The following is a 22907-nucleotide window of genomic DNA, read 5'->3' as shown; positions in this document are numbered from 1 at the left end:
TAAAATTATGAATCTTAAACTGCTATTCATTCTGGTTTTCCTCGGGTGTACATTAGCCTGTACTCAGGAAGTTAAAAAAGAAACTACTCTAGAAAATAAAATAGACCGTAAAACTGTGGTCTCGCGTCACAATGTACATCTCACCGAGATTGATACACTGGCTTCGTTGACACTGGGTAATGGTAATTTTGCTTTTACAACCGATGTTACCGGTTTGCAAACCTTTCCCGATTTCTACGAAAAAGGGATTCCCTTAGGAACACAATCTAATTGGGGCTGGAATGCGTTCCCCAATACAGAAGCTTTTGATTTTAAGGAAACCCTGTTAGACTATGATCAAAATGGCCGAAACGTATCTTATGCCATACAGGTAAAATCACCTCAACATGCCAAAGATGCCGCTGAATATTACAGATCCAATCCGCATCGGGTGCATTTAGGAAATTTGGGTTTTGATTTAACCAAAAAAGATGGAACGCCGGTAAAACCAGAAGATATAGAGGCTGTAGATCAAACCCTAGATTTATGGACGGGAATATTAATCAGTAATTTTAAAGTAGAGGGCGTTCCGGTAAAAGTAATTACCTCCAGTAGTCAGGAGCAGGATGCGATAGGAATTAGCGTAGAATCTGCATTACTCAACACCGGCCAACTCAAAATACGCTTACGTTTTCCTGCAGCTACCGCCAGATGGTCTGATTATGGAACCCAATGGAAAAACCCTAAACACTATACCAGTACACTTACCACAAATTATGATAACACTGCGGTAATCAATCGCTCGCTAGATTCGTTGTCCTATACGGTGGGATTAAAATGGGAAGGAGAAGCAAAAGTTATAGAAAAGAAACAGCACTATTTTAGTTTAGCCCCTAAAGGCGAAAAAATCGCGTTTACCTGTACCTTTTCTGATAAAAAAATTGATGAATTACCCACTGTAAATACCGTATATGCAAGCAGCAGTACGGGTTGGGAAGCATTTTGGCAAAGTGGCGGTATTGTAGATTTTTCGGGAAGTACAGACTCCAGAGCAGCGGAATTGGAGCGTCGCGTGGTGCTTTCGCAATATTTAACCAAAGCGCAAACCAGCGCGAATATGCCACCTCAGGAAACCGGATTGACTTATAACAGTTGGTATGGTAAACCCCATCTTGAAATGCACTGGTGGCACGGAGTACATTATCCACTTTGGGGAAGACCGCAATTGCTTGAAAACAGTCTAGGCTGGTACAATACGGCATTTCAAAATGCAAAAGATCTGGCAGCCCGCCAGGGTTTTGACGGGGCGCGCTGGCAAAAAATGACCGATCCTTATGGGGATGAAGGACCCTCATCGGTAGGTGCATTTTTGGTTTGGCAACAACCGCATTTTATCACCTTTGCCGAATTGATGTACCGTGCAGACACTACTGAAACGACATTAACTACCTATAAAGACCGTGTTTTTGCAACAGCCGATTTTATGGCTTCCTTTCCCGATTATGATGAAAAAAATGACCGCTATGTTTTAGGTCCGCCGGTGATCCCTGCACAGGAACGTTTTGAAAAAACAGAAACCTATAACCCAACCTACGAACTCGCCTATTGGAACTGGGCGCTAAAAACAGCCATTAACTGGAAAAAACGCTTAGGAGAAACCGTACCTGAGAACTGGCAGAAGGTATTGGATAAGCTTTCGGCGTTGCCGATTCAGGAAGACTATTACCTGGCGACCGAAAGCGCAACAGATTCGTATACCAATCCTGAGTTCTTAACCGATCACCCCTCGGTTCTTGGGGCTTATGGAATGCTTCCGGAGACGAGTTTATTAGACAAACCAACGATGCAACATACCTTTGATAAAGTTTGGGAGGTGTGGATCTGGGAAGATACCTGGGGATGGGATTTCCCAATGACTGCAATGACTGCTGCCCGACTGGGAATGCCCGATAAAGCAATTGACGCCTTATTTATGGACGTACAGACGAACACCTACCTTAAAAACGGACACAACTATCAGGAAGAACGTTTAACGCTGTATATGCCTGGAAATGGCGGATTATTGACTGCCGTTGCGATGATGTGTGCCGGTTGGGATGGGAATAAATTAAAAAATCCCGGCTTCCCGAATGATGGAAGCTGGGATGTAAAATGGGAAGGTCTAGAGCCGTTTTTTTAAGTCGTGTATTTTTTATGCGAAATTATCAAATAGATAAATTTACATTTTCAACTGTAAGAATGATTTCAATAAAAAGTGTTCTTTTTCTTCAGCTTAGTAACAAGTTCACGTTAAAAATTTTCCAAGCCTTGGAGAAAATTTAGGGGACTTGTTGCGGTTTTGCCTAATAGGGCAAAAATGCCTAAGAAAAAGTGTCTTTTCTTTTGTTACTTTTCTTTAGACAAGCAAAGAAAAGTAAAGAAAATTTACCTGCTCTAATCAATAAAGCCTTTAATTGCAGATTTAACCTCTATCACAACATCTCAATCAATTACTAATACCTCTTGAATCTGTTTCAACTCCGCGGTAGAAACACATATCACAGTCCCGTGACGTATACCATCAGGAAATGTAACTTTATCTGAAATATCGGTCCAGTTTTTTAAGTCTTCAGACATCACAGCGCCGTATTGATGGTCGGTATATTTATCAAAATAAACAATCCATTTCCCATCTTTTTGAATGGCAGTAGGTCCTTCTGCCCAGTATTTACCGGTGATGGGTTCGCTAGCTTCAGAATACGGTCCGGTTAAATTTTCCGCGAATGCAACTTTTAAATTTTTACGTGCCGGTTCGCGGGTTTCATCTTTTAAAAACATCACATACTGCTCGCCATCCCATTGTATGGTCGCGTCTATGGAATTAAAACCCGGTTCGTATAGTACTTCGGCTTTAGTAAAATCTTTAAAATCCTTGGTTAGGATATAATACATACGGTGGTTGTATCCATCATCTGCTTTTGATTGGGTTTCCGGGAATAAACCGGGGATGGTGGTCGCCCAGTAAATCATATATTGGTCGTTTTTAGCATCGTAGGTAATCTCCGGAGCCCAGCAATTACGCGCAGTTTCTTCGTGTTGCATAACCGGTATTAATTGCTGCTCAGACCAGTTTACCAGATCTTCTGAAGAGGCATAACCGATACCCCGCTCGGTCCAACCGGTGGTCCATACCATATGATACAAGCCGTCTCCACCTTTAATTACTGCGGGATCACGCATTAATTTTTGCTCCCCCACCTCTGGAGTCAAAATAGATTCATCGTTGTTTAGCGATTTCCAATTTAGCGCATCGGTACTGTAAGCCAGATGCAAACCATCTTCCCCGTTACCTTTAAAATAAGTAAACAAGTAAGCGGGCTCTTGAGCTTTACAGGAAGTAAAAGCGGTTGCAATTATAAGTACGAATAGAATTTTTTTGATCATAATATAAAAATTACGTGTGATGAGGTTTTAGAACAAGTTCAGGATGAAATTTTGAATTTAATTACTCTGAAATTAAGCTATGCTTTTTCAACCACAGATTTAATGCTGCAGGCCAAGAATCGGCTGTTGCAGAGCGTCCCATCCCAAACCCGTGACCGCCATCTTCATAGATATGCAGTTCTACCGGTACACCGGCATCTTTTAAAGCCAGGTAATAATGAATACTGTTTTCTACCGGAACAGCTTTATCATCTGTAGCGTGAATTAGAAAAGTCTTTGGAGTAGCTGCTGTTACTTGTTCTTCTCCTGAGTATTTTGTGACAGTCGCTTCATCGGGATTTTTACCCAATAAATTATCTCGCGAACCTTGATGTGTTACTCCTTTTTTCATACTAACTACTGGATAAATTAGCATTGAAAAATCAGGTTTTGCAGACACACCTTCTTTACTGTCATATACAGCTTCCTCATACAAAGTAGATGCGGTAACAGCAAGATGTCCACCTGCCGAAAAACCCATTACCCCCACTTTTGTAGTGTCGATACCAAATTTTAAAGCGTTTTCCCGAACATAGCGAATCGCACGTTGTACATCTTGTAGCGGACCAATAGTTTTATCCTGCATAATGGCATCACTAGGTAATCTATTTTTTAACACAAATCCTGTAATACCCTGTTCTGCAAACCAGGCGCCTAGTTTGTAGCCTTCTTTATTTATCGCTAAATGGCTGTAACCACCACCGGGACAAATTACCACTGCAGTGCCGTTACTTTTACCATCTTCCGGAGTGAAAATGGTTAATGTAGGCTCTGAAACTTTGCTATATCCTCGTATTTGATCACCTTCGTATTGCTTTTCTTCTTTAAAAGAATCATTTGTAATACTTCCCGGCACTACATCCCAAAGTTTAACTTCTTCCTGTTGGGCTATTGCAGCATTGCTTAAAAATAAGCTCATTAAAATTATTTTTAATTTCATACCGGAAAGTTAAACAAAGAAAAGTTAATTGTAAAAACTACATTTTAAAACTCTAAACGATACATTTCGGCACCTGCTAAAAGAAAACAACCCAAACCATAATCTTCAAAATCGGGTTGCTTATCATAAGAAAGCGGCTGCCCATCTTTAGGTTCTTTACCCGTAGATTGTAACCATCCTAAAAATCCATTTTCGTGTAAACTATCTGAAATCATCGCATTCCAGGCTTTAGTAATTACAGGTAAATAGGTCTCTCTATCTAGTAAATCGTTGTTAATCCCATATGCGATACCGTATACAAACAGAGCTGTTCCTGAAGTTTCTTTACCTCCAAAATGTGTGGGATCGTGTAAACTCACATTCCAGAAGCCATCAGGACGCTGTACCTTTTTTAGAGCTTCTGCCATTGCTTGTAAATCTTCTACATACTGCTCGCGGTGTGGAGCATCTGCCGGGATTATAGCAAGTGTTTTTGCTAATGCTGCAATCACCCAGCCATTCCCGCGGCTCCAATACGAATCTTCTCCATTAGGCTCTGTATATGGCGAATCAAAATCTGCATCACGCCACCAGAGTCCGTCCTCAGGATTGTATAAGCCCTTCCCGCCGATTACGTTTCTACTTTCCATATACATCTGGTACATTTTCTCAAAATAACGGTCGTCTTGTTCCAACACGCCCATTTTTGCAAAAACAGGCATTCCCATTTGTATGGCATCAATCCAGTCCCAATCCCCATTTTGAGGTGTAACTAGAAACTTCTGCATACACGCGCGGGTGTTTTTTAGTTTCTCGGGTCGGGTTGCAAATTGTACAAATCGATATAGGTATGTGCTGCATCATAATCATCTGCATTACGGGTCTCGTTACCACTTCTAAAACTCCACTCGTGAAAGTTAGCCCAGTCTAGCGCGTAGGTATAATACTCTTCTTTAGGGTAAATTTTGTGAAGTGCCATTAAGCCTTCATAATAAACCCCGCGTGTCCAGATGTGGCTGGGGCGCTCTTTATTAGTAATAATGGTTTTGCCTACATCGGGCCATTTTTGCATAAAATACGAATTGGCTAATTCCATTTTTGCTAAAATGTCGTTACGGTCTATTGTTTTTTGAGCTGCACAGTTAATACTAAACACAGCAAAAAGTAGCAATGCGATTGTTTTATTCATCAGAGTATTCTTTAATTTATCAAGTAATTAGTTTGTTGTTGTTTTAAGCGGAATCAATTTTACGGGACTTAATAAACCAGAAGGAGTAGGTTCCCATACGGTAGCGTCAAAAGGTTTGTAATCTTTATTTACCATATTGATCTCATAAAAAATTTTCCATTCTTCACCGCGTAGTTCTTTAGCACGAAGTCTGTTTGCTGCAAGATTGGTGACTTTAATTTTTAAAGTATGTTTTCCCGAATCTAGTTTACCTAAATCAAGAACATAGGGTACAGACCAGGCAGTACCTATATACACATCATCTAACCAAACTGCTGCACTTTCCCGTACGTCGCCTAAATCTAAGCGCCACGCATCTGCTTCAACATCTGGCGTATTAAACATTGTTGTGTATACGGCTGTTCCTGAAAATTCTTCGGCTTCCTTACCTAAAGTCGTCCAGGATTTTAGGCTTTTCATTTCTACAGCTTCGGGTAAGACAGGACCACCCTTTTCAAATGAAATTTTCCAGGGATTGGTCAACTCAATTCCTGAATTTATAGGATTAGTATACACCCAGTCATCTGCAGCAACTGAAGTATTTGTTTTAAGAATTAAGGCATCACCAGATGCGATTTGCACGTTTACAGTAGTAACACCATTTGCTTTTTTGGTACGTGCAGCTCCCGCCTTTCGCGTAAGCGGATCTAAAATCAGCACATTCTCAACTGTTCCCGCAAGCGGAATATAGTGATCAATAGCATTTGCGGTATGATTTACCAAATAATAAATTTTGCTTCCATCAACATCCCGTCTTATAAATTTTAACCCTGTGTTTACTAAAGTCTCGGGATACACTGAAGCTGCTTGCAAACCGGTTTCTAAATCAGTTGCTGAAAGAGAATTAGTTTCGATAAGTGATTTTAATTCTTGGGTTTGCTGCACATATTTATAAAACCCCGGAACACTTTCTGGTAAGCCTCTAAATAGTACCGAAGCTCCCTGATTTTTCAATTCAATTAATTTTTGAAGTGTTGCCAATGGCATAAAATCAGTATCTGGGACTACCAAAGACTTGTAGCTACCGCCGGGTAGAACGATCTTTCCATCTACAACAGTTGCTTGTTTTAGAAAATCATCTGAAAGAAAATCTACTCCATAACCTTTTTGCATCAGTTCCTGAGTAGTATTATAAAAGGGTGTACCCAGCAACCACTCCTCTAGCGAGTGAATTTTAAACTCAAAGAACAATTTACCGTGCTGAAATTTGTTCCACTCATCCTGAATAGGCCAGTATAATAAAGTCTCATTATCGGGTTTACCCTCTTGTAAAACAGATTGCACATTAGTCAAATACGAAAATAGAGCAGGTACATCCTCCCATATCGTAGTATTAGGACTAAAATTTACAGAAGCATAAAACTTCCAGCCCGGCCAACCTGCACGCTCCGGTGAATAGGTAGAGCCATGTAAAAAGATATGATTTACCCCATTAAGCAACAACTCTTCTGCTTCCGGTTTTGTTTGTGAAAGTGCGGTTTTAAAATGCTCGCGTAACCACGTAAATGTCTCTGAAGAAATTAAAGGTTTCCCGGCGATATGCCCTGCGGAAGACGAAAACTTCAGCATTACAGGATCTGCATCACCGCTACGTATATTTTCGGCTTCGCGTCTAAAACCCTGTATATCATACGGCATAGAGCCAAAAGTCTCACACTCGGGAATATCTGCCGATGCATATAAGTCGATCAAATTGCCCGGCGAACCATGTGCCTGCAATTTGGTTTTAAAATTATGGGTGTTTGCCCATTTAGTCCAGGGTTCATCAAATTGGGTCAATAATAATTCAGAAATGGTAAGCCTGTAATCTGCTTTTACCCGATTGCCCAGTTCCTCGTCTTCTTCACTCAATAAAAGATTGATATGTTGTTTAAGATCGTAACCTCTGTGTTCTTCAAAAAAAGAAAAGAACTTAGGTGTAAAATCGGTACCATATACTTCATAACTATCATTAAAAATAGCACGAAGATTTCCATTTAATTTCGCAAATGCAGAATCATAAGGTTTTACGTATGCCTCAAAAGCTTCGTTAGAATAATGATCTAAAGTATAACCTGCACCACCCGGGGCAGACCGTTTTACCTGCTGACCTGTTTTACCGGTAAATAAGGCATATACGGTATAGTCTGCATCAGGATTCTCCCATGAAATTGTCCCGTCACTAACTTGTGTCGTTAAATCTTTTAAGTTTCCATCGTCGTCGTAAGCTAACAAAGCAGAGAACACTGCAGGTTGCTTTTCGATAGCTGGTGGATGAATGGCGCTAGTAAAGGCAACTCCTTTTCTTACCGTATAAGTAGACACTACCAGCTTGGTTGCGGCAAACTCTTTTGTAACCTGTGGCCCACCATAAGGCCAGCCGGTTCCTAAAACCATATCGACTCCCAGACCAAGACTGTCTGCGGTAGAAATGGTATAATCTAGCATCTCCAGCCATTTTGGAGAAAGATGATCTAGAAAATTAGCTTCTTCCCCTTTTACACCATATATGGGAGTAATTTCCACTCCGCCAAGACCTGCTTCTTGAAAAGCAATGAGGTGTTTTTTTAGATTGGGTTTATCTACTGCACTACCCATCCACCACCAGCGTGTCCACGGCTTAGTGGTATTGGTAACTTCAGGCCAGATCGAATTTTTTAACGGTTCTTGATGCTCTTGCGTTTTACAACTTAAAAAAACCATTAAGGCTGAGAGGATCAATAAATATTTAGGGTTGGTATAGGTCATTAATTCAAGGTAATTAATTGCTAAAAATAAGTGGGTATGCTACAGGTATTCAAGTTATGCTAAAAATAAAAGTTCATAAATCAAATGCTATCCTGTGCCGTCCTGTTGAGCACACTAATTAATGTATAGTAGAAACTACCACGACTATATTAACATAAAGCAGGACAGTACAGCACAGTAAGTACAGGATAGCGCTACCGTTTCCTTTATTTAATTTTAAAGCACAAACAACTAATGCTAGTTTATCTCTCTAAAAATTAATGAATATGAAAAAAACGCAAAAACACATCGTACTGTTTTTAAGTTTTTTAATGCTTAGTATAACCATCTGGGCACAAGAAAAAACAGTATCGGGTACCGTTACAGATTCTCAGGGAATGCCGCTCCCGGGAGTTAATGTCATTGTACAGGGAACCTCAACAGGTACCCAAACCGATTTTGACGGTAATTACAGCTTACAGGCTAATGAAGGCCAAACCCTCCTTTTTTCTTTTGTAGGAATGAAATCGATTTCGCAACTTGTAGGTGCTGCAAATTCATATCCTATTACGTTACAAGAAGATAGCTCAGAATTAGACGCCGTCATCGTAGTGGGATATGGTACCCAAAAGAAGTCAGATATAACTGGTGCTATCTCGCAGGTATCTGCAGATGAACTCAATGACTTCCCGGTTCAAAACACTTTACAAGGTATTCAGGGTAAAGCTGCCGGGGTAAATATTTCATCTAATGCGAGACCGGGTGAAATAGGTTCTATACGTATACGTGGTGAACGCTCTATAAGCGGTAATAGCAGTCCTCTGTATGTGGTTGACGGTGTACCGCTGCAATCGGGTGGCTTAGAAGCATTCAATCCTAATGATATTGAATCTGTTGAGATTCTAAAAGATGCTTCGGCAACTGCTATTTATGGTTCACGTGGTGCAAACGGCGTGGTATTAGTAACTACCAAAAGTGGTAAAGACGGAAGATTTCAATTAAACTACAGTACCAATGTAACTGTCGAAAACATACGTAATCTTGCTGACTATTGGAATGCAGGAGACTATGCCGAATACAGACGAGATGCGTTACGCGGTGCCGGTCTTTATCAGAGTAAGGGCTATGCAGACCCAATCTTAGATGCACAGTATTTTGGCGGTGATGAGACGGCATTAAATAATATTTTAGACGGGTACTCCTGGGTTGACCGTGATGCACGCATCGTACAAACCCGCCCTGCGACTGCAGAAGAGCAGGCCCTTTATGGTGTAAGTGAAATACCGGTATATGACGGTTCACAGGTACCTACTGCAAACTGGACCGATTTTGCAGAACAAACAGGTATTTTACAGCAACACAACCTGAGTGCCAATATGGGTACTGAAAAAATGAAAGCCTATATCTCTACAGGTTATTTAGATCAACAGGGAACCGTACCGGGTCAGGAATACAAACGCTACAGTGCTTTGATGAATTTAGAATTATCTCCGGTAGACTGGTTTACCATAGGAGGAACGATCAATGCGAGTTATTCGGTACAGGATTATGGGTATGCAGCCGGAGGATCAAGAGGGTCAAGAACGCTTTATGAAGCGGCTTTAGGACAGTTACCTTATGCGCAACCTTATGATGCTAATGGAGATTATATTTTTAATCCCGGTGGTAACCCAAATATCATAAACCCAATACGCGATATTGGTGAAGTGATCAACGAGCGTAAAACTGCACGTATGTTTGGCAGCTTTTTTGCGGAATTAAAATTAGCTGAAGGCTTAAGGTTTAAGACCATCTTTGGTCCCGATATTCGTAATTTTAGAAATGGTCAGTTTCAAAGTGCGGAATCAAGTTTACGAGGTGGTGGCAGTTCTTCTTCTACAAATTATGCACGCTACTCAACCAGCGAGAGTGTATCCTGGACGCTTGAAAACCTACTGTACTACAATAAAAACTTTAATGATTTACACAATGTAGGGGTTACCCTGCTACAAAGTTCGTCACGTGTTACCGGCGAAAGTAATGATATGACTGCTTCAGATTTACCGTATGATAGTCAGTTATGGTACAACCTGGGCTCAACAAACCGTGGAGCTCTTGATGGCTGGGGGTCTAGTTATACTAAACGTACACTTACCTCGTATATGGCTCGTTTAAATTACGGCCTTCTAGACAAATACCTCTTAACGGTAACCGGTCGTGCAGATGCTGCTTCCGTATTAAGTGAAGGTAATAAATGGGATTTCTTTCCATCATTGGCTTTAGGTTGGAAAATGGAGCAGGAAGATTTTATGAAAGATATAGACTGGATCAATCAGTTTAAATTACGACTGGGTTATGGTGAAGTAGGTAATCAGGCTGTTGCCCCTACTCGACTTCTGGAGGACTGGTTAGGCTTCCGTATATATTTGGTTCTATTGCAGCACCCGGTTATGTCGTAGGGGATCCTAAAGGTACAGATCAGGGAAGCTTGCCCAATAGAAATTTAGGTTGGGAACATACACAACAAATTAACCTGGGATTAGATTATGGTTTTCTAAACAATAGAATTACAGGTTCTATTGAATATTATGTAGCAAATACCGATGATATTCTTTTAAATAAAACGCCAAACTCGGTTACGGGTTACGGTACGATTACAGTCAACGCCGGAAAAACCAAGAATACAGGAGTTGAACTGGCGCTTTCTACGGTAAATATTGAAAGTCCTGATTTTAGATGGACATCTGACTTAACTTTTACCTCAAGCCGTACTGAAATTGTATCACTGGTTGACGGAAGTAAAGATGATGATATTAATAACGGCTATTTTATAGGCCAGCCAGTAGGTGCTATTTACGATTTCAAAAAAATAGGTATTTGGCAAACTGCAGATGCAGCTGAGCTTGCACGTTACAATGACAACGGTGCAGATTATGAGCCGGGAGATATTAGAGTACAGGATGTAAATAACGATGGTATTATAGATCCTACTAACGACCGTCAGATAATAGGTAATGGCAATCCGGAATGGATAGGTGGACTTATCAATACCTTCAGCTATAAAAATTGGGATTTAAGTGCATTCTTATATTCAGAATGGGGTGCTACCATACGTGGTGGAGCGGTAGATTTACAAGGTCAATACGTGCATCGCGCAGTAGATTACTGGACACCAAATAATCCTACCAATGCATATCCTAGACCGAATTACAACAATGGCGGTCAACCCCTGTTCTTTAGTTCTATGAATTATCAGGATGGATCATTCATCAAGCTAAGATATGTATCACTCGGGTATAATTTTGAAAAAAACTATATCGAAAAAATAGGCTTGTCAAACTTAAAAATTTATGCTCAGGCAATAAACCCGTGGTTATATTCGAAAGCAGATTTCTTAGATCCTGATAGTAGTTTTCAAAATGGGGGTTCTAACAACAGCGCCTCGTCTATCACAACAAACAGTTTTGTTGTAGGACTTAATGTTACATTTTAAAAAAAAGCAAGATGAAAAATTTATATAAAAAAATAACACTTTGCGCACTTGCTGCTCTTCCATTGGGTTACAGCTCTTGCAGCGATGATTTCATACAGGAAGAACTGGTGGCAGTACTTACGCAGGAGCGCTACAACTCGCCAGAAGGATTAGAAGAACTTGTAAACGGTGCTTATGAGGGCTTACGCTTTCATTTTAATTATGAATGGTCGTATGTTTTAACCAATTATGGGACTGACACCTTTACTAATGGTGGGGGCACAAACCACATCAAATGGAATCAATACAGCAGTGAATTAGATGCTACAGAACGAGACAATCTTGCGCCTTATTGGAACAATATGTATGCGCAGATAAATCTCGCGAATATTGGTATTTCTAAAATTCCAGAAGTGCTTGCAGAAACTCCCGCTTTGCGAGATACGCGTATGGGAGAACTCTATTTTTTTAGAGGGTTTAATTATTACAATCTCGTAACGCAGTTTGGTGATGTGCCAATATCTACAGAACCTATAACGACAGATCGTGCAGATTTCCCCAGACAGCCTAAGGCAGATGTTTTTAATTTATTAATAGATGATTTGACAAAAGCGGTAGAAATGCTTCCTACTGAAGAAACTCAGGAAGGCCGACTCACAAAAGCTGCAGCACGTCATTATTTAGCTAAAGCATATCTTACGCGAGCTAGCGAATTGAATGCCGAAATAACACAGCCAAACGATTTACAAATGGCGGCTACTCTTGCAGATCAGGTAATCAGTGAGCGTTCACTAGCACCTAATTATAAAGATATTTTTAATTATACCGCTGTAAATGGGGCTAACGAGCAATTATCTGAAATTCTACTAGCCGCACAGTTTGACAATACACAGGCACTTTTAGGGAGATACGGAAATCAAACGCACCTGTATTTCTTATCAGTCTATCGCTTCTTTCCGGGTATGACGCGTAATCTTGCAGATGGACGGGAATTTCAGCGCTTAAAGCCTACAGACTATGGCCTTGATAATTTTGACCGGGTAAATGACTCCAGATTTTATAAGAGTTTTCAGACTTCATATATCGCTCAGAATACAAACTCTGTACCCAGATGGACAGCAGCTACAGCGCCCACTCCAGATCTAGTAGGTGAATTAAAATTTAATGTAGGGGATACTGCAGCAGTCTATGTGGTGAATGAACGTGACGATATGCGCTTTACACCTGCTTATAAATCAACGTTGGCGCCACTGGTGGTTGCAAGATATGCAGTTGATGAAAATGGTAATCAAACTACAGATTATAACATAAGCACTTACCCTTCCCTACTAAAATATGCAGACCCGTTTAGAACCAACTTTAATGATGCTAAAGGAACTCGTGATGGTATTCTTGCACGTCTGGGAGAGACGTATTTAATAGCAGCAGAAGCTTATGGCAGAATGGGTGATTACAATACTGCACTTGGTTATATAAATGAGTTACGAGAGCGTGCTGCATATAAAGAAGGTGAAGATCGTGGTTTTGTTTATTACCTTACAGAACCTGAGGTTAATTACGGAGTTACTACAAGTACTGCTGATGCTATGCAGGCCACCGAAGCCTTTTTTACACCCGGCACACCAGAAGCAAATGCGCAGTTGTACCCTGCAAGATCAGGTTCTAAAGCAGATTTATTTATAGAGTTTGTACTTAATGAACGTGCACGCGAACTTATGGGTGAATTCTACAGATGGGTAGATCTTACCAGAACTGAACGTTTAATTAGCAGAGCAAAAGCATTTAACCCTGATGCAGCGGCAAATGTGAGTGAGAAATTTACCTTACGTCCGGTACCACAGTCGTACCTTGATGCTTTAAAAATTGATGGAGCTTCTTTGTCTCCAAGTGAAAAACAAGCAATGCAAAATCCGGGATTCTAATAGTGATTATTCCGGTTAACTTAAAGAATAGTCAAACACATTAAAGCGTGTTTGACTATTCCTGTTTATAATTTTAACTCAACTACTATGCGCTTATCTATTTTTCTGTTTAGTCTTTTAATTACAGCATCGCTTGCTGCCCAGACCACTTTAGGCAGTTTTCAATCGATAACAAGCCAGGATAAAAAACACATTCAGATTAAAACAACTAAAGGTCATATGTGTATGGAGATCTGCAACGCAGCTGTTATACGATTTAGAACCTCCTGGGATGGTAATTTTGAACCTAATGAACCCTATATGGTAACGCAGTATGACTGGGCAGAAACCAAATGGGATCTTAAAGAAACTGCAGATTTAATTCAGTTAAAAACAGCGCAGCTCCTTGTAGAAGTAACTAAAAATCCGGTTCAGGTAACGATTAAAGATAAATTTGGAAACATACTTTCTAAAGATGCCAACTCCGGAGATTATACAAAAGATCAAGTAGTAGGCGCTCAAAAAGAATTATTTCCTGACGAACATTTCTTTGGCTTTGGCGAAAGTATGGATTTCTTAGACCGAAGAGGTAAAATCACCAATCTTACGGTGGGTCGCGGTGAGGGTTTGCCCCATATTATCGGTGCTTACAACGTTTTGGAAGCCAATTACAGTCCGGTGCCATTTTTTATGAGTACGCGTGGATATGGGATATTTTTTCATACTTCATTTGAAACACGCTGGGATATGGGACACACCGCTAACGATGTCTACACGTTTGAAGCTAAAGGTGGGGAACTCGACTATTATTTTATCTACGGGCCCGGTTTTCCGGCGATCTTAGATCACTATACGGACATTACTGGTAAATCTCCGTTACTTCCTAAGGCTGCCTTAGGGCTGCACGTAGGGACGTACAGCGGCGGAACCTGGGGGTACGAAGAATTAACTTCAGATCAATATCCCGTAGCGCTTGTAAAAAAATTTAGAGCACTTAATATTCCAATAGATATTTTACATCTGGATTCTACCTGGCGTATTTTCGGTAAAAATGGAGGCAGCGGTGCTACAACTTTTGAATGGCGGGAAACCTTTGAAAATCCCGAAGCTATGTTTGACAGCCTGTATGCGCAGGACTTAAGTATGGTGGGCGTTCACGTAAGACCGCGTTTTGATAATGGTAACACACTCAATTTACTCGATCAGGCCCGTGAAGCGGGTTTTGTATATCCCGAACCCAATAATACCGGTGAATTTGTAAACTTTTTTGACGAAGAAGCTGTAAACTGGTGGTGGCAAAATGGAGCGAAGCGCCTTGCAGATTCGGGTGCTATGTTTTTTAAAACCGACGAAGGAAGTGCCTTTGGGCGAAAAGCCAATGAAAGTGATAAAACCGGTCCTCAAGGCGAAGAGATCAAGCGATTGCATAATTTGTTTCCGCTCGTTTATGCTAAAGCACCCTATAAGAAGTTTGAAACGTATAACGGTCAACGCGGAATGAATCATACCCGAGAAGGCTACGCCGGTATTCAACGTTATCCCTTTATTTTTGCGGGTGACTGGCCTAGCGAATGGCAGTATTTTGAACCCGTGATTAAAGCGGGGTTAAATATTGGTTTATCAGGCGTGAGCAACTGGGCGCATTGTATGGGTGGTTTTGAACACGTTGCAGACCCCGAGTTATACATCAGATGGACGCAGTTTGGTTTGATGAGTCCTATAGCACATTTGTTTGGTATGGAGCATCCCAACTATAAAGAACCCTGGAAATATGGTGATGAAGCTCTGGCAAGCTTTAAGAAATACGACGACCTACGCTATAGCCTCACCCCCTATTTATACAGTACTATGTATAAAAACCATAAAGATGGAAGCCCAATCATGCGCGCATTAGTGCTCGATTATCAGGAAGATCCCAATGTATATGCTATAACAGATCAATATTTATTAGGAGATGCTATGATGATTTGTCCCGTTACTACAAAAGGAGCTAAAACCCGTACGGTTTATCTGCCCGAAGGAAATTGGATTAATTACTGGACACAGGAAGCATATACCGGGAAGCGTTTTATAAATGTCTTATGCCCCTTAGACGAGATGCCTATATTTATTAAAGAAGGCGCTATTATACCTACACAAGACCGGTTAGAAACCATTGGGTCTAAAACTCCGGAGGTCATTACCTTAGATATCTACTCCGGTAAAAATTCAGAATTTCAATTGTATGATGATGATGGTAAAAGCTTAGACTATAAAAAAGGGATGTATACCCGTACTCAAATTACTACAGCGCATACTGAAAATTCCTTAGCTATTACCATTAATCCCGATTATAAAAATTTTGAATTAGCTAAGCGCACGTATAACGTACGGGTACATTTTGTAGCAAAACCCACAGCTATTAAGATAAATAATAATGAGATTTCAAGTTATACGTATGAAAACGAAATTTTAGAATTCGCCCTTACTGATGTTCAAAAATTAAAAACCATTAAAATTGAGCTTTAAAATGTTAAACAATTTTTAATGCGAACAAAATGTGAAGTTTAGCTTTAAATATGACTTATTTTTAGGGCCTCTAAACCCTACAATTGATTAATAAAGACTTTTTAAGAGTACAAAAATTAGCAGATCTCGATCTGGATTATGAGTCGCTTCGCAGTGAGTTTGGCCCTTTAAGTGTATTAGCCGCTAAAATAGCAGGGACTGAGCTTTCTGAAGTAAATTTTATTGATAATTATACGCAGTGGACCGTCGCCGGAACGCTGGATGAATTCTCACAAAAAAGTCGCGAAGAATCTATTTGTAATTTTACAATAGAAGAAAAGCATCATTTTGAATCCCGGGTTGACTTAGATCCGCGTTTTAAAAATTCTGATTATGTAAAGAATGAAGGCTATAAATTTTATTATGGTATTCCGTTACGGTTAGGAGATGACATTGCAATAGGTACGCTGTGTGTAGGCGGTAAGAAAATTGAAGAGTTGTCAGACGCTCAAATAGAACAGCTACACATAATCGCAAAACAAATTGTAAAGCATATACAATTAAAGTTTGAAACGCAAAAAGCCATTCAGCAGGCTCATGAGGAGAAACTGCTAAAATTACGCCTGGCACACGATGTACGAAGCCCTTTGAGCGGGATCTCCCAACTTATAGAACTCAATGATTTTGAAAGTCAAACAAAGGAAGAATTACAGGATATCGTAAAATTAATTTCGGCTGCTTCATCAGGCATTCTGCAATTAACCAATGATATTTTAAAAGATCATTTTACAGCTGCTGAAAGCAAAATGGAAGCCCAGTTTACCGTAGCTTCCTTGGCTTCAAAATTAAGTGATCTCTACAGCCCACAGGCTAGATCTAAGAATATTGAGCTTTCGATAGACTTTAAGGAGCACGATTTAACATTCCCAAGACGCAATTTGCTACCGCTCATTGGCAATCTCATATCCAATGCCATAAAGTTTACCAGATCTAAAGAACAGGTACATGTTTATTTAGCGATAGAAGAACAATTGAAGCTCGACATTTTAAAAATTGAAGTTAAAGATTGGGGTGTAGGAATGAATCAAAATCAAATTGATGCGATTCTAAACACCCAGTCTATTCATAAAGCAGGAACTTCAGGAGAGTTGGGCTATGGGATGGGACTCTTATTTGTAAAAGAACTCATTGCAAATTTAAATGGTACCATGCATATTGAAAGTACCAAACATCAGGGAACGCAAATAAGGATTGAGATTCCATTGCTTTGATTATAGTAGAAAAAACGTTCTAATATATAAAAAGCCCTGTTGAATATTCAACAGGGCTTTTTATATATAACTTATAAGGAATTAAAAACTATTTTTAAAACGCTCCCACAAACTAGGTTTACTTTGTCCATAAGCATAACCATATTTATTACCATAACCAAAATTAGCGTTCTTCACGTCATTAATTACAAAACTTACATCGTGTAGTTTCCCTTCGTTATTGGAATCAACAGCGAATTCTAACAAGCGCTTTTCGGTGTATCCGGCCCGGGTTACATAGAGTATAAGTTCTGCATGTTTACTAATTAAGAAGGTATCGGTTACGAGCATTGAAGGTGCCGTATCTACAATCACATAATCAAATTTAGTCTGTAAGTCTTTCAGCATATGCCCAAACTTCGCCTGTCTCAAAAGTTCAGACGGGTTAGGTGGAATACTTCCCGAAAGGAACAACTTCAGATTGTTATGAAATTTAGAATCGTGAACCAAATCATCAATTTTGTGATCGTTATTAACCAGATAATCACTCACCCCTAAGAAACTCTTGGAAGAGTTATCATAACGCTGTAACTGCGGATTTCTAAGGTCGGCCCCCACTATAACCACCTTTTTACCGGTATTGGCCAGGGTCATAGCCAGGTTGATCGAAGTAAAGGTTTTCCCCTCCCCCTTTACCGTAGAGGTCACATAAATACAGTAACCTCGATCTTCATTCGCAACATTGACGAGTAAGTATTGTAAGTTAGTGGTCATAATTCTAAAAGACTCCGCCAGTACCGAACGGTCGTTTTCAACTACCAGATCAGATTCTCCTTTAGCAATACTGGGTAATTCCCCTACAATAGGAATAGATTTGGTTACTTTCTCAATATCTTCTCGACGCTCTATTTTATTATTGAGTAAGCGTTTGATATAAATGACCAGAAAAGGAATTGCCAGACCCAATAATAAAGCTGCTGCAAAAATAATTTTCGGTTTTGGAGATAGGGGTATGTTTAAAGAATAAGCGCTATCTACAATTTTTGCTTTAGGTGCCGTTGCCGCTAAGGACAACGAATTTTCTTCGCGTTTCTGAAGCAGAAATATATACAGGGCTTCTTTGATATTTTGCTGTCTTGAGATGTCTCTAAATTGACGCTCTTTTGCAGGAACCTTAGAAATTTCAGAACCTATTAAACGAGATTGTCTGTTTAAATCATTCTCAGCAATTCGTAAGTTAGATAAAGTTTGTTCAAGCCCGTTAATAATATTAGCTTTAAGCTGATTAATTTGTGAATTGAGACGGGTAACCGTCGGGTTTAACTCCGTAGCACCAGCTAAGATACGGTTGCGTTCTAAAACCAATTGGTTGTAGTTGGCAATTTGCGTATTTACAGATTCGCTTTCTAATCCTACATTAGCAGGTAACAGCCCACTGTTATCGGTATCGTTTTTAAGATAGCTCAGCATCGATCGGGATATAGACAGTTGGGTTTGCAGTTCCTGTTCGCGCTTTCGATACTCACTCGCATTTTCGATAATGAGTGAGGCTTCGGCTTCGATGTTGGTAAGACTATTGTCTTCCTTAAATTCTTCAAGCCCTACCTCTACCGTATCGAGTTCGCCACTAATAATTTTTAAACGCTCGTCAATAAAACGCGCGGTACTTACCGCCACTTCATTTTTATCTTCAATGGCCTCTTTATTGTATTCAAAAATTAATTGATCTAAAATATTTTGAGCCTTTTCTTTAACCGTACTTCCTAAGCTGAACTCCAGAAGTGTGGCATTATCATCTATTAAATTAATTTGTACAGTTTGTCGGTATTTATCGGCTACATCAGCAACTTTTTTAACCTTTACCAATACCCGATTTTTTGCAGAGACCGCTTCTCCATTCCCATTAAAACGATTATCCTTAAACATAAACGTCCCAAATGGTAAATTGACCAGTTCCCCAATTTTTACCAGTTGGGAGTTCCCGGTTTCCACAAAGGTCAAGGTCAGGGTTCCTTGTTCTTTGGGTTCTATGGTAAAAATATTCAACGCTGCGCTGGCGGCTTTACTGAGTATAGCTTCATCTAAGGTGATAACCTCAACGAGAAAGGGCGTATTCAAATACAACTCATCTTCCTTAACACCCTCTAAATCATAATACTCTACATTCGCTTTAAGCGCCTGTATGGTACTTATCATCAAGCGACGGGATTTTAGAAGTCCTATTTCATTTTCTATACTATTGGTGCTCATACCTCCCAGGAGACCCAAATCTGCAAAACCGGCAGCCTCAGCACCTAAACCGCCACCTTTGCTTTCTTCATCTTTAATAATGACACTGGCAACGGTTTGGTAAACAGGAACACTTAATTTTAAATAAACAAAGGCGATGATTAAGGCGGTGAGCACCCCTAAAATAAACCATGGCCAGTAGCGTAAATACTTATCAAGTTCTTCTCTAATATTGATTTCTTGTTCTTCCATTTTAGTATACGAGGATTGATCGGGCATTAACGAGATATTACAACAATTAGTGAAATTATAACGGAAGCTACAGAAATATACAAAGATGTATTTCTATTGTAACTGGCTGCCTGACGTGCCGGGCCGTTGGGCTCTACGACAACAACGTCATTTTGTTTTAAGTAGTAGTAGGGAGAATTTACAATAGCATTGTCTGTAATATCTAAATAGGCTTTTGTTAACGTGCCATTTTCTTCGCGCATAACTAATATATTATCTCTACGCCCATAAATCGTCATATCCCCTGCAAGTCCTAAAGCCTTTGGTAAACTGATGTATTCATCATTTATAGCAAAAGTTCCCGGCTTATTCACCTCTCCCAGAACAGAAATCTGAAAATTAACCAATCTCACCACCACGATTGGGTCTTGAACATATATAGAAATCTTCTCTTGTAATAATTCCGAAATTTCTTTTCGTGTTAAACCGCTTACTTTAACGTCTCCTAATACCGGAAATTGAATAGTACCTTCATCACTTACTAAATAAGTCTGTAATCTAGGAGTACCTGTAGGCTCTAATGCTCCACTGCTTACGTTACCAACACCTATAACCGGCAAATTAAAAGGTATTGCGGCTTCTTGTTCGGGTGCAGAAACACTAATAGTAAGTTGATCATTTGTTTTAATTTTAAACAGAGATCGCTCCGGTTGATTTAAATCAACAAGTATCGAAGGATTATCGAGCTCCTGCTCATAGAAATAAACCATTTCTTTTCTCGAAATACAAGAGCTTAGGCTAATGAGCAAGAAAAAGACAACACTATATTTTATTATATTCATCAAATTAAAATTTAGCCAAATTTATGATTATATTCTTAAGAAGCTTCGTGTTTCTTTTAGATTATAGTTTAAACACTTTAACAAACGATCTTGAGTATTAATAGGCTTTCTCTTCACCTTGAATGGCGTTTAAAACAGTCTTAATAACAATTTTAATATCCAACCGCAACGACCATTTCTCGACATAAAAGATATCTAGTCGCGTACGGTTAACGATATCGGCCTGTTGTACGATTTCTCCGCGATACCCCCGTACCTGCGCTAAACCGGTTATTCCGGGTTTAACAAAATGCCGAACCAAATACTTATCTACCGAGCTCTGATACATCTCGGTATGCAGTTCCATATGCGGCCGGGGTCCCACTACACTCATATCACCCAACAATACATTATAAAACTGGGGCAACTCGTCGATACTGGTTCGGCGCAAGAAACGACCCAACTTGGTAACCCGTTTATCGTTTTTGGTCATCATGGTTTTATCTGCATCGGCTGTGGTGGTCATCGATCTAAATTTATAGCACCAGAATACCTTACGATCTACCCCGTGACGCTTTTGCTTAAAAAATAGAGGTTCATTAGAATCAAAACGCTGCAAGATAAAAATAATAGGACTCAACCACGATAAAATACCTACGATTACTAATAATGAAAATATCACATCAAAAGTACGCTTAGACCAGTGCGCCCAAAGGGTATCTAAAGGCAGTTCACGCATATTCAATACAGGTACAGACTTATACATCTCGATCGTCATCGCCCGGGTAAATATTTCTTTATTATCGGGTATGATTTTGAGCTTTTTCATATTGTTATCTGCAAAAGCCATCAAATTGAGCAGTTCTGCCTGTGACAAGCGGGAAACGGTACAAAAGATCTGATCGATATTGTAGTTTAGTACATATTGAAAACACTCTTCTATTTTACCTAAGTAGGTAGGACTTTGCGAATGTTGATTGTCAAAATACCCCTTATAACGATACCCCAAATCCCCTTCATCAAAAACGCTTCGTATTTTTTTTAAATTCCGGTCTCGTCCTATGACCACAACATTGACCTGGTTCCCACCCATCTCCCGATAGCTGCTGCGCGCCCAAAAAAACGAAATCCGATAGACCAAAAGGCACGCGTAAAGAACGCCTAACGCAAAAGACGGGTTCCCGGAGGCTGTGATACCCGCTCTTCTAAAGCCAAACCAGGCAAAATACGCCAAACCAAAAACTAATAACAACTGTAAAAAGCGATTGAAATTATCCCTGAAGCGTTCTTTACGCGCTGTAGGATAAAAATTAAGCCAGTAGGCGCTCAATATCCAGGAAAAGTTAAAGTACACAATCGCCCAAAAATTCAGGAACGTTTCGGGTACAAAAAATCCAAGAATTCCATTGATAAAAACTAAATGGATAACAATAGATATCGGAATTATGTATTTTGAAAAACGCAAATGGAGCTAGTTATATGATTTTACAGGTAATAAACGGGGTAATAAATACTGTGGGATTTTGCGGGCTATTTTAAACGCCAACGTAAAAGGTCCCCACAGCCCATACCTGCGAATGATGTCCAGATCTTCTTTAGATTTCTTTTTCTGAAGTGAAGCGGTGGTGCTTTTACCGCCCAGTCGCATCTTGACCAACCACCGGTCTAAAAAATAAAACCGAATATCAGGATTTTTAAACCAGCGTAAGCTCATCTCATAATCTCCGGCGATACGATACCCTTCTTCATACAACCCATACCGGTCAAATACCGCTGCGGTAGCATACATAGTCGTATGTAAAGGTACCCAGCCGTAATTCAACAGGGCTTTTTTAAAGGGAGTCCCTTTATACACCCGCTTGATTTGGGAAGGGTCTTCCCGGGCTACAAACATCCCATTCCCATAAACCACATCGGCTTCAGTGGCTTCAAAAGCGGCCGCCACTTCGCCTAATGTGGAAGAATTAGGATAAAAATCATCAGAATGTAAAATACCAATGATGTCTCCGGTAGCTGCCCGTATCCCCTTATTTAAGGCATTATACAGACCTGTATCGGCTTCAGAAATATAGTAGCCCAAATTGTCTTTATAGGCTTCAATAAGTTGCTGGGTTCCGTCTGTAGAACCCCCATCGATTACAATATGTTCAACATGAGCATAATCTTGATTATGAACAGCTTGCAGGCACGATTCAATTGTATTCTTATTATTATAGACTATGGTGATTACAGAAATTTTCAAT

General features: G+C 39.9%; 15 protein-coding genes. 6 read left to right on the top strand and 9 right to left on the bottom strand.

Annotated elements, in window-relative coordinates; all coding sequences use genetic code 11:
* Positions 1 to 7: 7 nt before the first annotated feature.
* On the top strand, positions 8 to 2158 hold the full coding sequence (locus P164_RS00490) for a hypothetical protein (protein WP_035899268.1): 2151 nt from the start codon (positions 8 to 10) through the stop codon (positions 2156 to 2158).
* A 302-nt stretch (positions 2159 to 2460) separates the two neighbouring features.
* Here P164_RS00490 and P164_RS00485 read toward each other — a convergent pair whose 3' ends face one another.
* From P164_RS00485 to P164_RS00470, 5 genes are all read right to left on the bottom strand, one after another.
* Complete coding sequence (locus P164_RS00485; RefSeq protein WP_028374528.1) at positions 2461 to 3402, bottom strand: glycoside hydrolase family 43 protein; 942 nt, start codon at positions 3400 to 3402, stop codon at positions 2461 to 2463.
* Between the two features lie 61 nt (positions 3403 to 3463).
* A complete protein-coding gene (locus tag P164_RS00480; protein ID WP_028374527.1) occupies positions 3464 to 4381 on the bottom strand; it encodes an alpha/beta hydrolase in 918 nt (305 codons plus the stop codon).
* Between the two features lie 44 nt (positions 4382 to 4425).
* Positions 4426 to 5148, bottom strand: coding sequence for a glycoside hydrolase family 88 protein (locus P164_RS00475; protein ID WP_262490348.1), 723 nt, complete (start codon positions 5146 to 5148; stop codon positions 4426 to 4428).
* 17 nt (positions 5149 to 5165) lie between these two features.
* Positions 5166 to 5549, bottom strand: a complete 384-nt coding sequence (locus tag P164_RS19075) for a glycoside hydrolase family 88 protein (protein WP_262490347.1) — start codon at positions 5547 to 5549, stop codon at positions 5166 to 5168.
* A 27-nt stretch (positions 5550 to 5576) separates the two neighbouring features.
* Positions 5577 to 8315 (bottom strand): glycosyl hydrolase, encoded by a 2739-nt coding sequence (locus P164_RS00470; protein ID WP_028374526.1) that lies wholly within the window; start codon positions 8313 to 8315, stop codon positions 5577 to 5579.
* A gap of 266 nt (positions 8316 to 8581) precedes the next feature.
* Between P164_RS00470 and P164_RS00465 the strand changes: the two genes are divergently transcribed.
* The 5 genes from P164_RS00465 to P164_RS00450 all read left to right on the top strand — a co-directional run bounded on the left by P164_RS00465 (position 8582) and on the right by P164_RS00450 (position 17404).
* Positions 8582 to 10732: a SusC/RagA family TonB-linked outer membrane protein gene (locus P164_RS00465; RefSeq protein WP_051621100.1), complete on the top strand. Its 2151-nt coding sequence runs from the start codon at positions 8582 to 8584 to the stop codon at positions 10730 to 10732.
* The gene (locus P164_RS18765) at positions 10678 to 11766 is read left to right on the top strand and encodes a TonB-dependent receptor domain-containing protein (protein WP_316930195.1); all 1089 of its coding nucleotides are present in this window, start codon (positions 10678 to 10680) and stop codon (positions 11764 to 11766) included. The genes P164_RS00465 and P164_RS18765 overlap by 55 nt, the downstream gene beginning before the upstream one ends.
* An 11-nt stretch (positions 11767 to 11777) precedes the next feature.
* Positions 11778 to 13667 (top strand): RagB/SusD family nutrient uptake outer membrane protein, encoded by a 1890-nt coding sequence (locus tag P164_RS00460; RefSeq protein WP_028374525.1) that lies wholly within the window; start codon positions 11778 to 11780, stop codon positions 13665 to 13667.
* An 87-nt stretch (positions 13668 to 13754) separates the two neighbouring features.
* The gene (locus P164_RS00455; RefSeq protein ID WP_028374524.1) at positions 13755 to 16154 is read left to right on the top strand and encodes a glycoside hydrolase family 31 protein; all 2400 of its coding nucleotides are present in this window, start codon (positions 13755 to 13757) and stop codon (positions 16152 to 16154) included.
* 83 nt (positions 16155 to 16237) lie between these two features.
* On the top strand, positions 16238 to 17404 hold the full coding sequence (locus P164_RS00450) for a sensor histidine kinase (RefSeq protein ID WP_028374523.1): 1167 nt from the start codon (positions 16238 to 16240) through the stop codon (positions 17402 to 17404).
* An 81-nt stretch (positions 17405 to 17485) separates the two neighbouring features.
* On the opposite strand, the gene P164_RS00445 is transcribed toward P164_RS00450, so the two are convergent.
* The 4 genes from P164_RS00445 to P164_RS00430 all read right to left on the bottom strand — a co-directional run bounded on the left by P164_RS00445 (position 17486) and on the right by P164_RS00430 (position 22906).
* The gene (locus P164_RS00445; protein WP_028374522.1) at positions 17486 to 19891 is read right to left on the bottom strand and encodes a GumC family protein; all 2406 of its coding nucleotides are present in this window, start codon (positions 19889 to 19891) and stop codon (positions 17486 to 17488) included.
* A complete protein-coding gene (locus P164_RS00440; protein ID WP_028374521.1) occupies positions 19891 to 20685 on the bottom strand; it encodes a polysaccharide biosynthesis/export family protein in 795 nt (264 codons plus the stop codon). The genes P164_RS00445 and P164_RS00440 overlap by 1 nt, the downstream gene beginning before the upstream one ends.
* Positions 20686 to 20782: 97 nt before the next feature.
* Positions 20783 to 22129 (bottom strand): exopolysaccharide biosynthesis polyprenyl glycosylphosphotransferase, encoded by a 1347-nt coding sequence (locus tag P164_RS00435; protein ID WP_028374520.1) that lies wholly within the window; start codon positions 22127 to 22129, stop codon positions 20783 to 20785.
* Between the two features lie 6 nt (positions 22130 to 22135).
* Positions 22136 to 22906 carry a glycosyltransferase family 2 protein gene (locus tag P164_RS00430; RefSeq protein WP_028374519.1) on the bottom strand — a complete coding sequence of 257 codons (771 nt, stop codon included), beginning with the start codon at positions 22904 to 22906 and terminating at the stop codon, positions 22136 to 22138.
* Position 22907: the final 1 nt, after the last annotated feature.

The sequence above is a fragment of the Leeuwenhoekiella sp. MAR_2009_132 genome, assembly GCF_000687915.1.
In the GTDB taxonomy this organism is placed as follows: Bacteria; Bacteroidota; Bacteroidia; order Flavobacteriales; family Flavobacteriaceae; genus Leeuwenhoekiella.
The sequence above is the reverse complement of the archived record's forward strand: the minus strand, read 5'-3'. Positions and strand labels throughout refer to the sequence as shown.

Excerpts from the sequence above, each read along its gene's own strand:
- P164_RS00485 (WP_028374528.1), bottom strand. The coding sequence starts at position 3,402 with ATGATCAAAAAAATTCTATTCGTACTTATAATTGCAACCGCTTTTACT.
- P164_RS00440 (WP_028374521.1), bottom strand. The coding sequence starts at position 20,685 with ATGAATATAATAAAATATAGTGTTGTCTTTTTCTTGCTCATTAGCCTA.
- P164_RS00475 (WP_262490348.1), bottom strand. The coding sequence starts at position 5,148 with ATGCAGAAGTTTCTAGTTACACCTCAAAATGGGGATTGGGACTGGATT.
- P164_RS00480 (WP_028374527.1), bottom strand. The coding sequence starts at position 4,381 with ATGAAATTAAAAATAATTTTAATGAGCTTATTTTTAAGCAATGCTGCA.
- P164_RS00460 (WP_028374525.1), top strand. The coding sequence starts at position 11,778 with ATGAAAAATTTATATAAAAAAATAACACTTTGCGCACTTGCTGCTCTT.
- P164_RS00465 (WP_051621100.1), top strand. The coding sequence starts at position 8,582 with ATGAAAAAAACGCAAAAACACATCGTACTGTTTTTAAGTTTTTTAATG.
- P164_RS00470 (WP_028374526.1), bottom strand. The coding sequence starts at position 8,315 with ATGACCTATACCAACCCTAAATATTTATTGATCCTCTCAGCCTTAATG.
- P164_RS19075 (WP_262490347.1), bottom strand. The coding sequence starts at position 5,549 with ATGAATAAAACAATCGCATTGCTACTTTTTGCTGTGTTTAGTATTAAC.
- P164_RS00445 (WP_028374522.1), bottom strand. The coding sequence starts at position 19,891 with ATGCCCGATCAATCCTCGTATACTAAAATGGAAGAACAAGAAATCAAT.
- P164_RS00490 (WP_035899268.1), top strand. The coding sequence starts at position 8 with ATGAATCTTAAACTGCTATTCATTCTGGTTTTCCTCGGGTGTACATTA.
- P164_RS00455 (WP_028374524.1), top strand. The coding sequence starts at position 13,755 with ATGCGCTTATCTATTTTTCTGTTTAGTCTTTTAATTACAGCATCGCTT.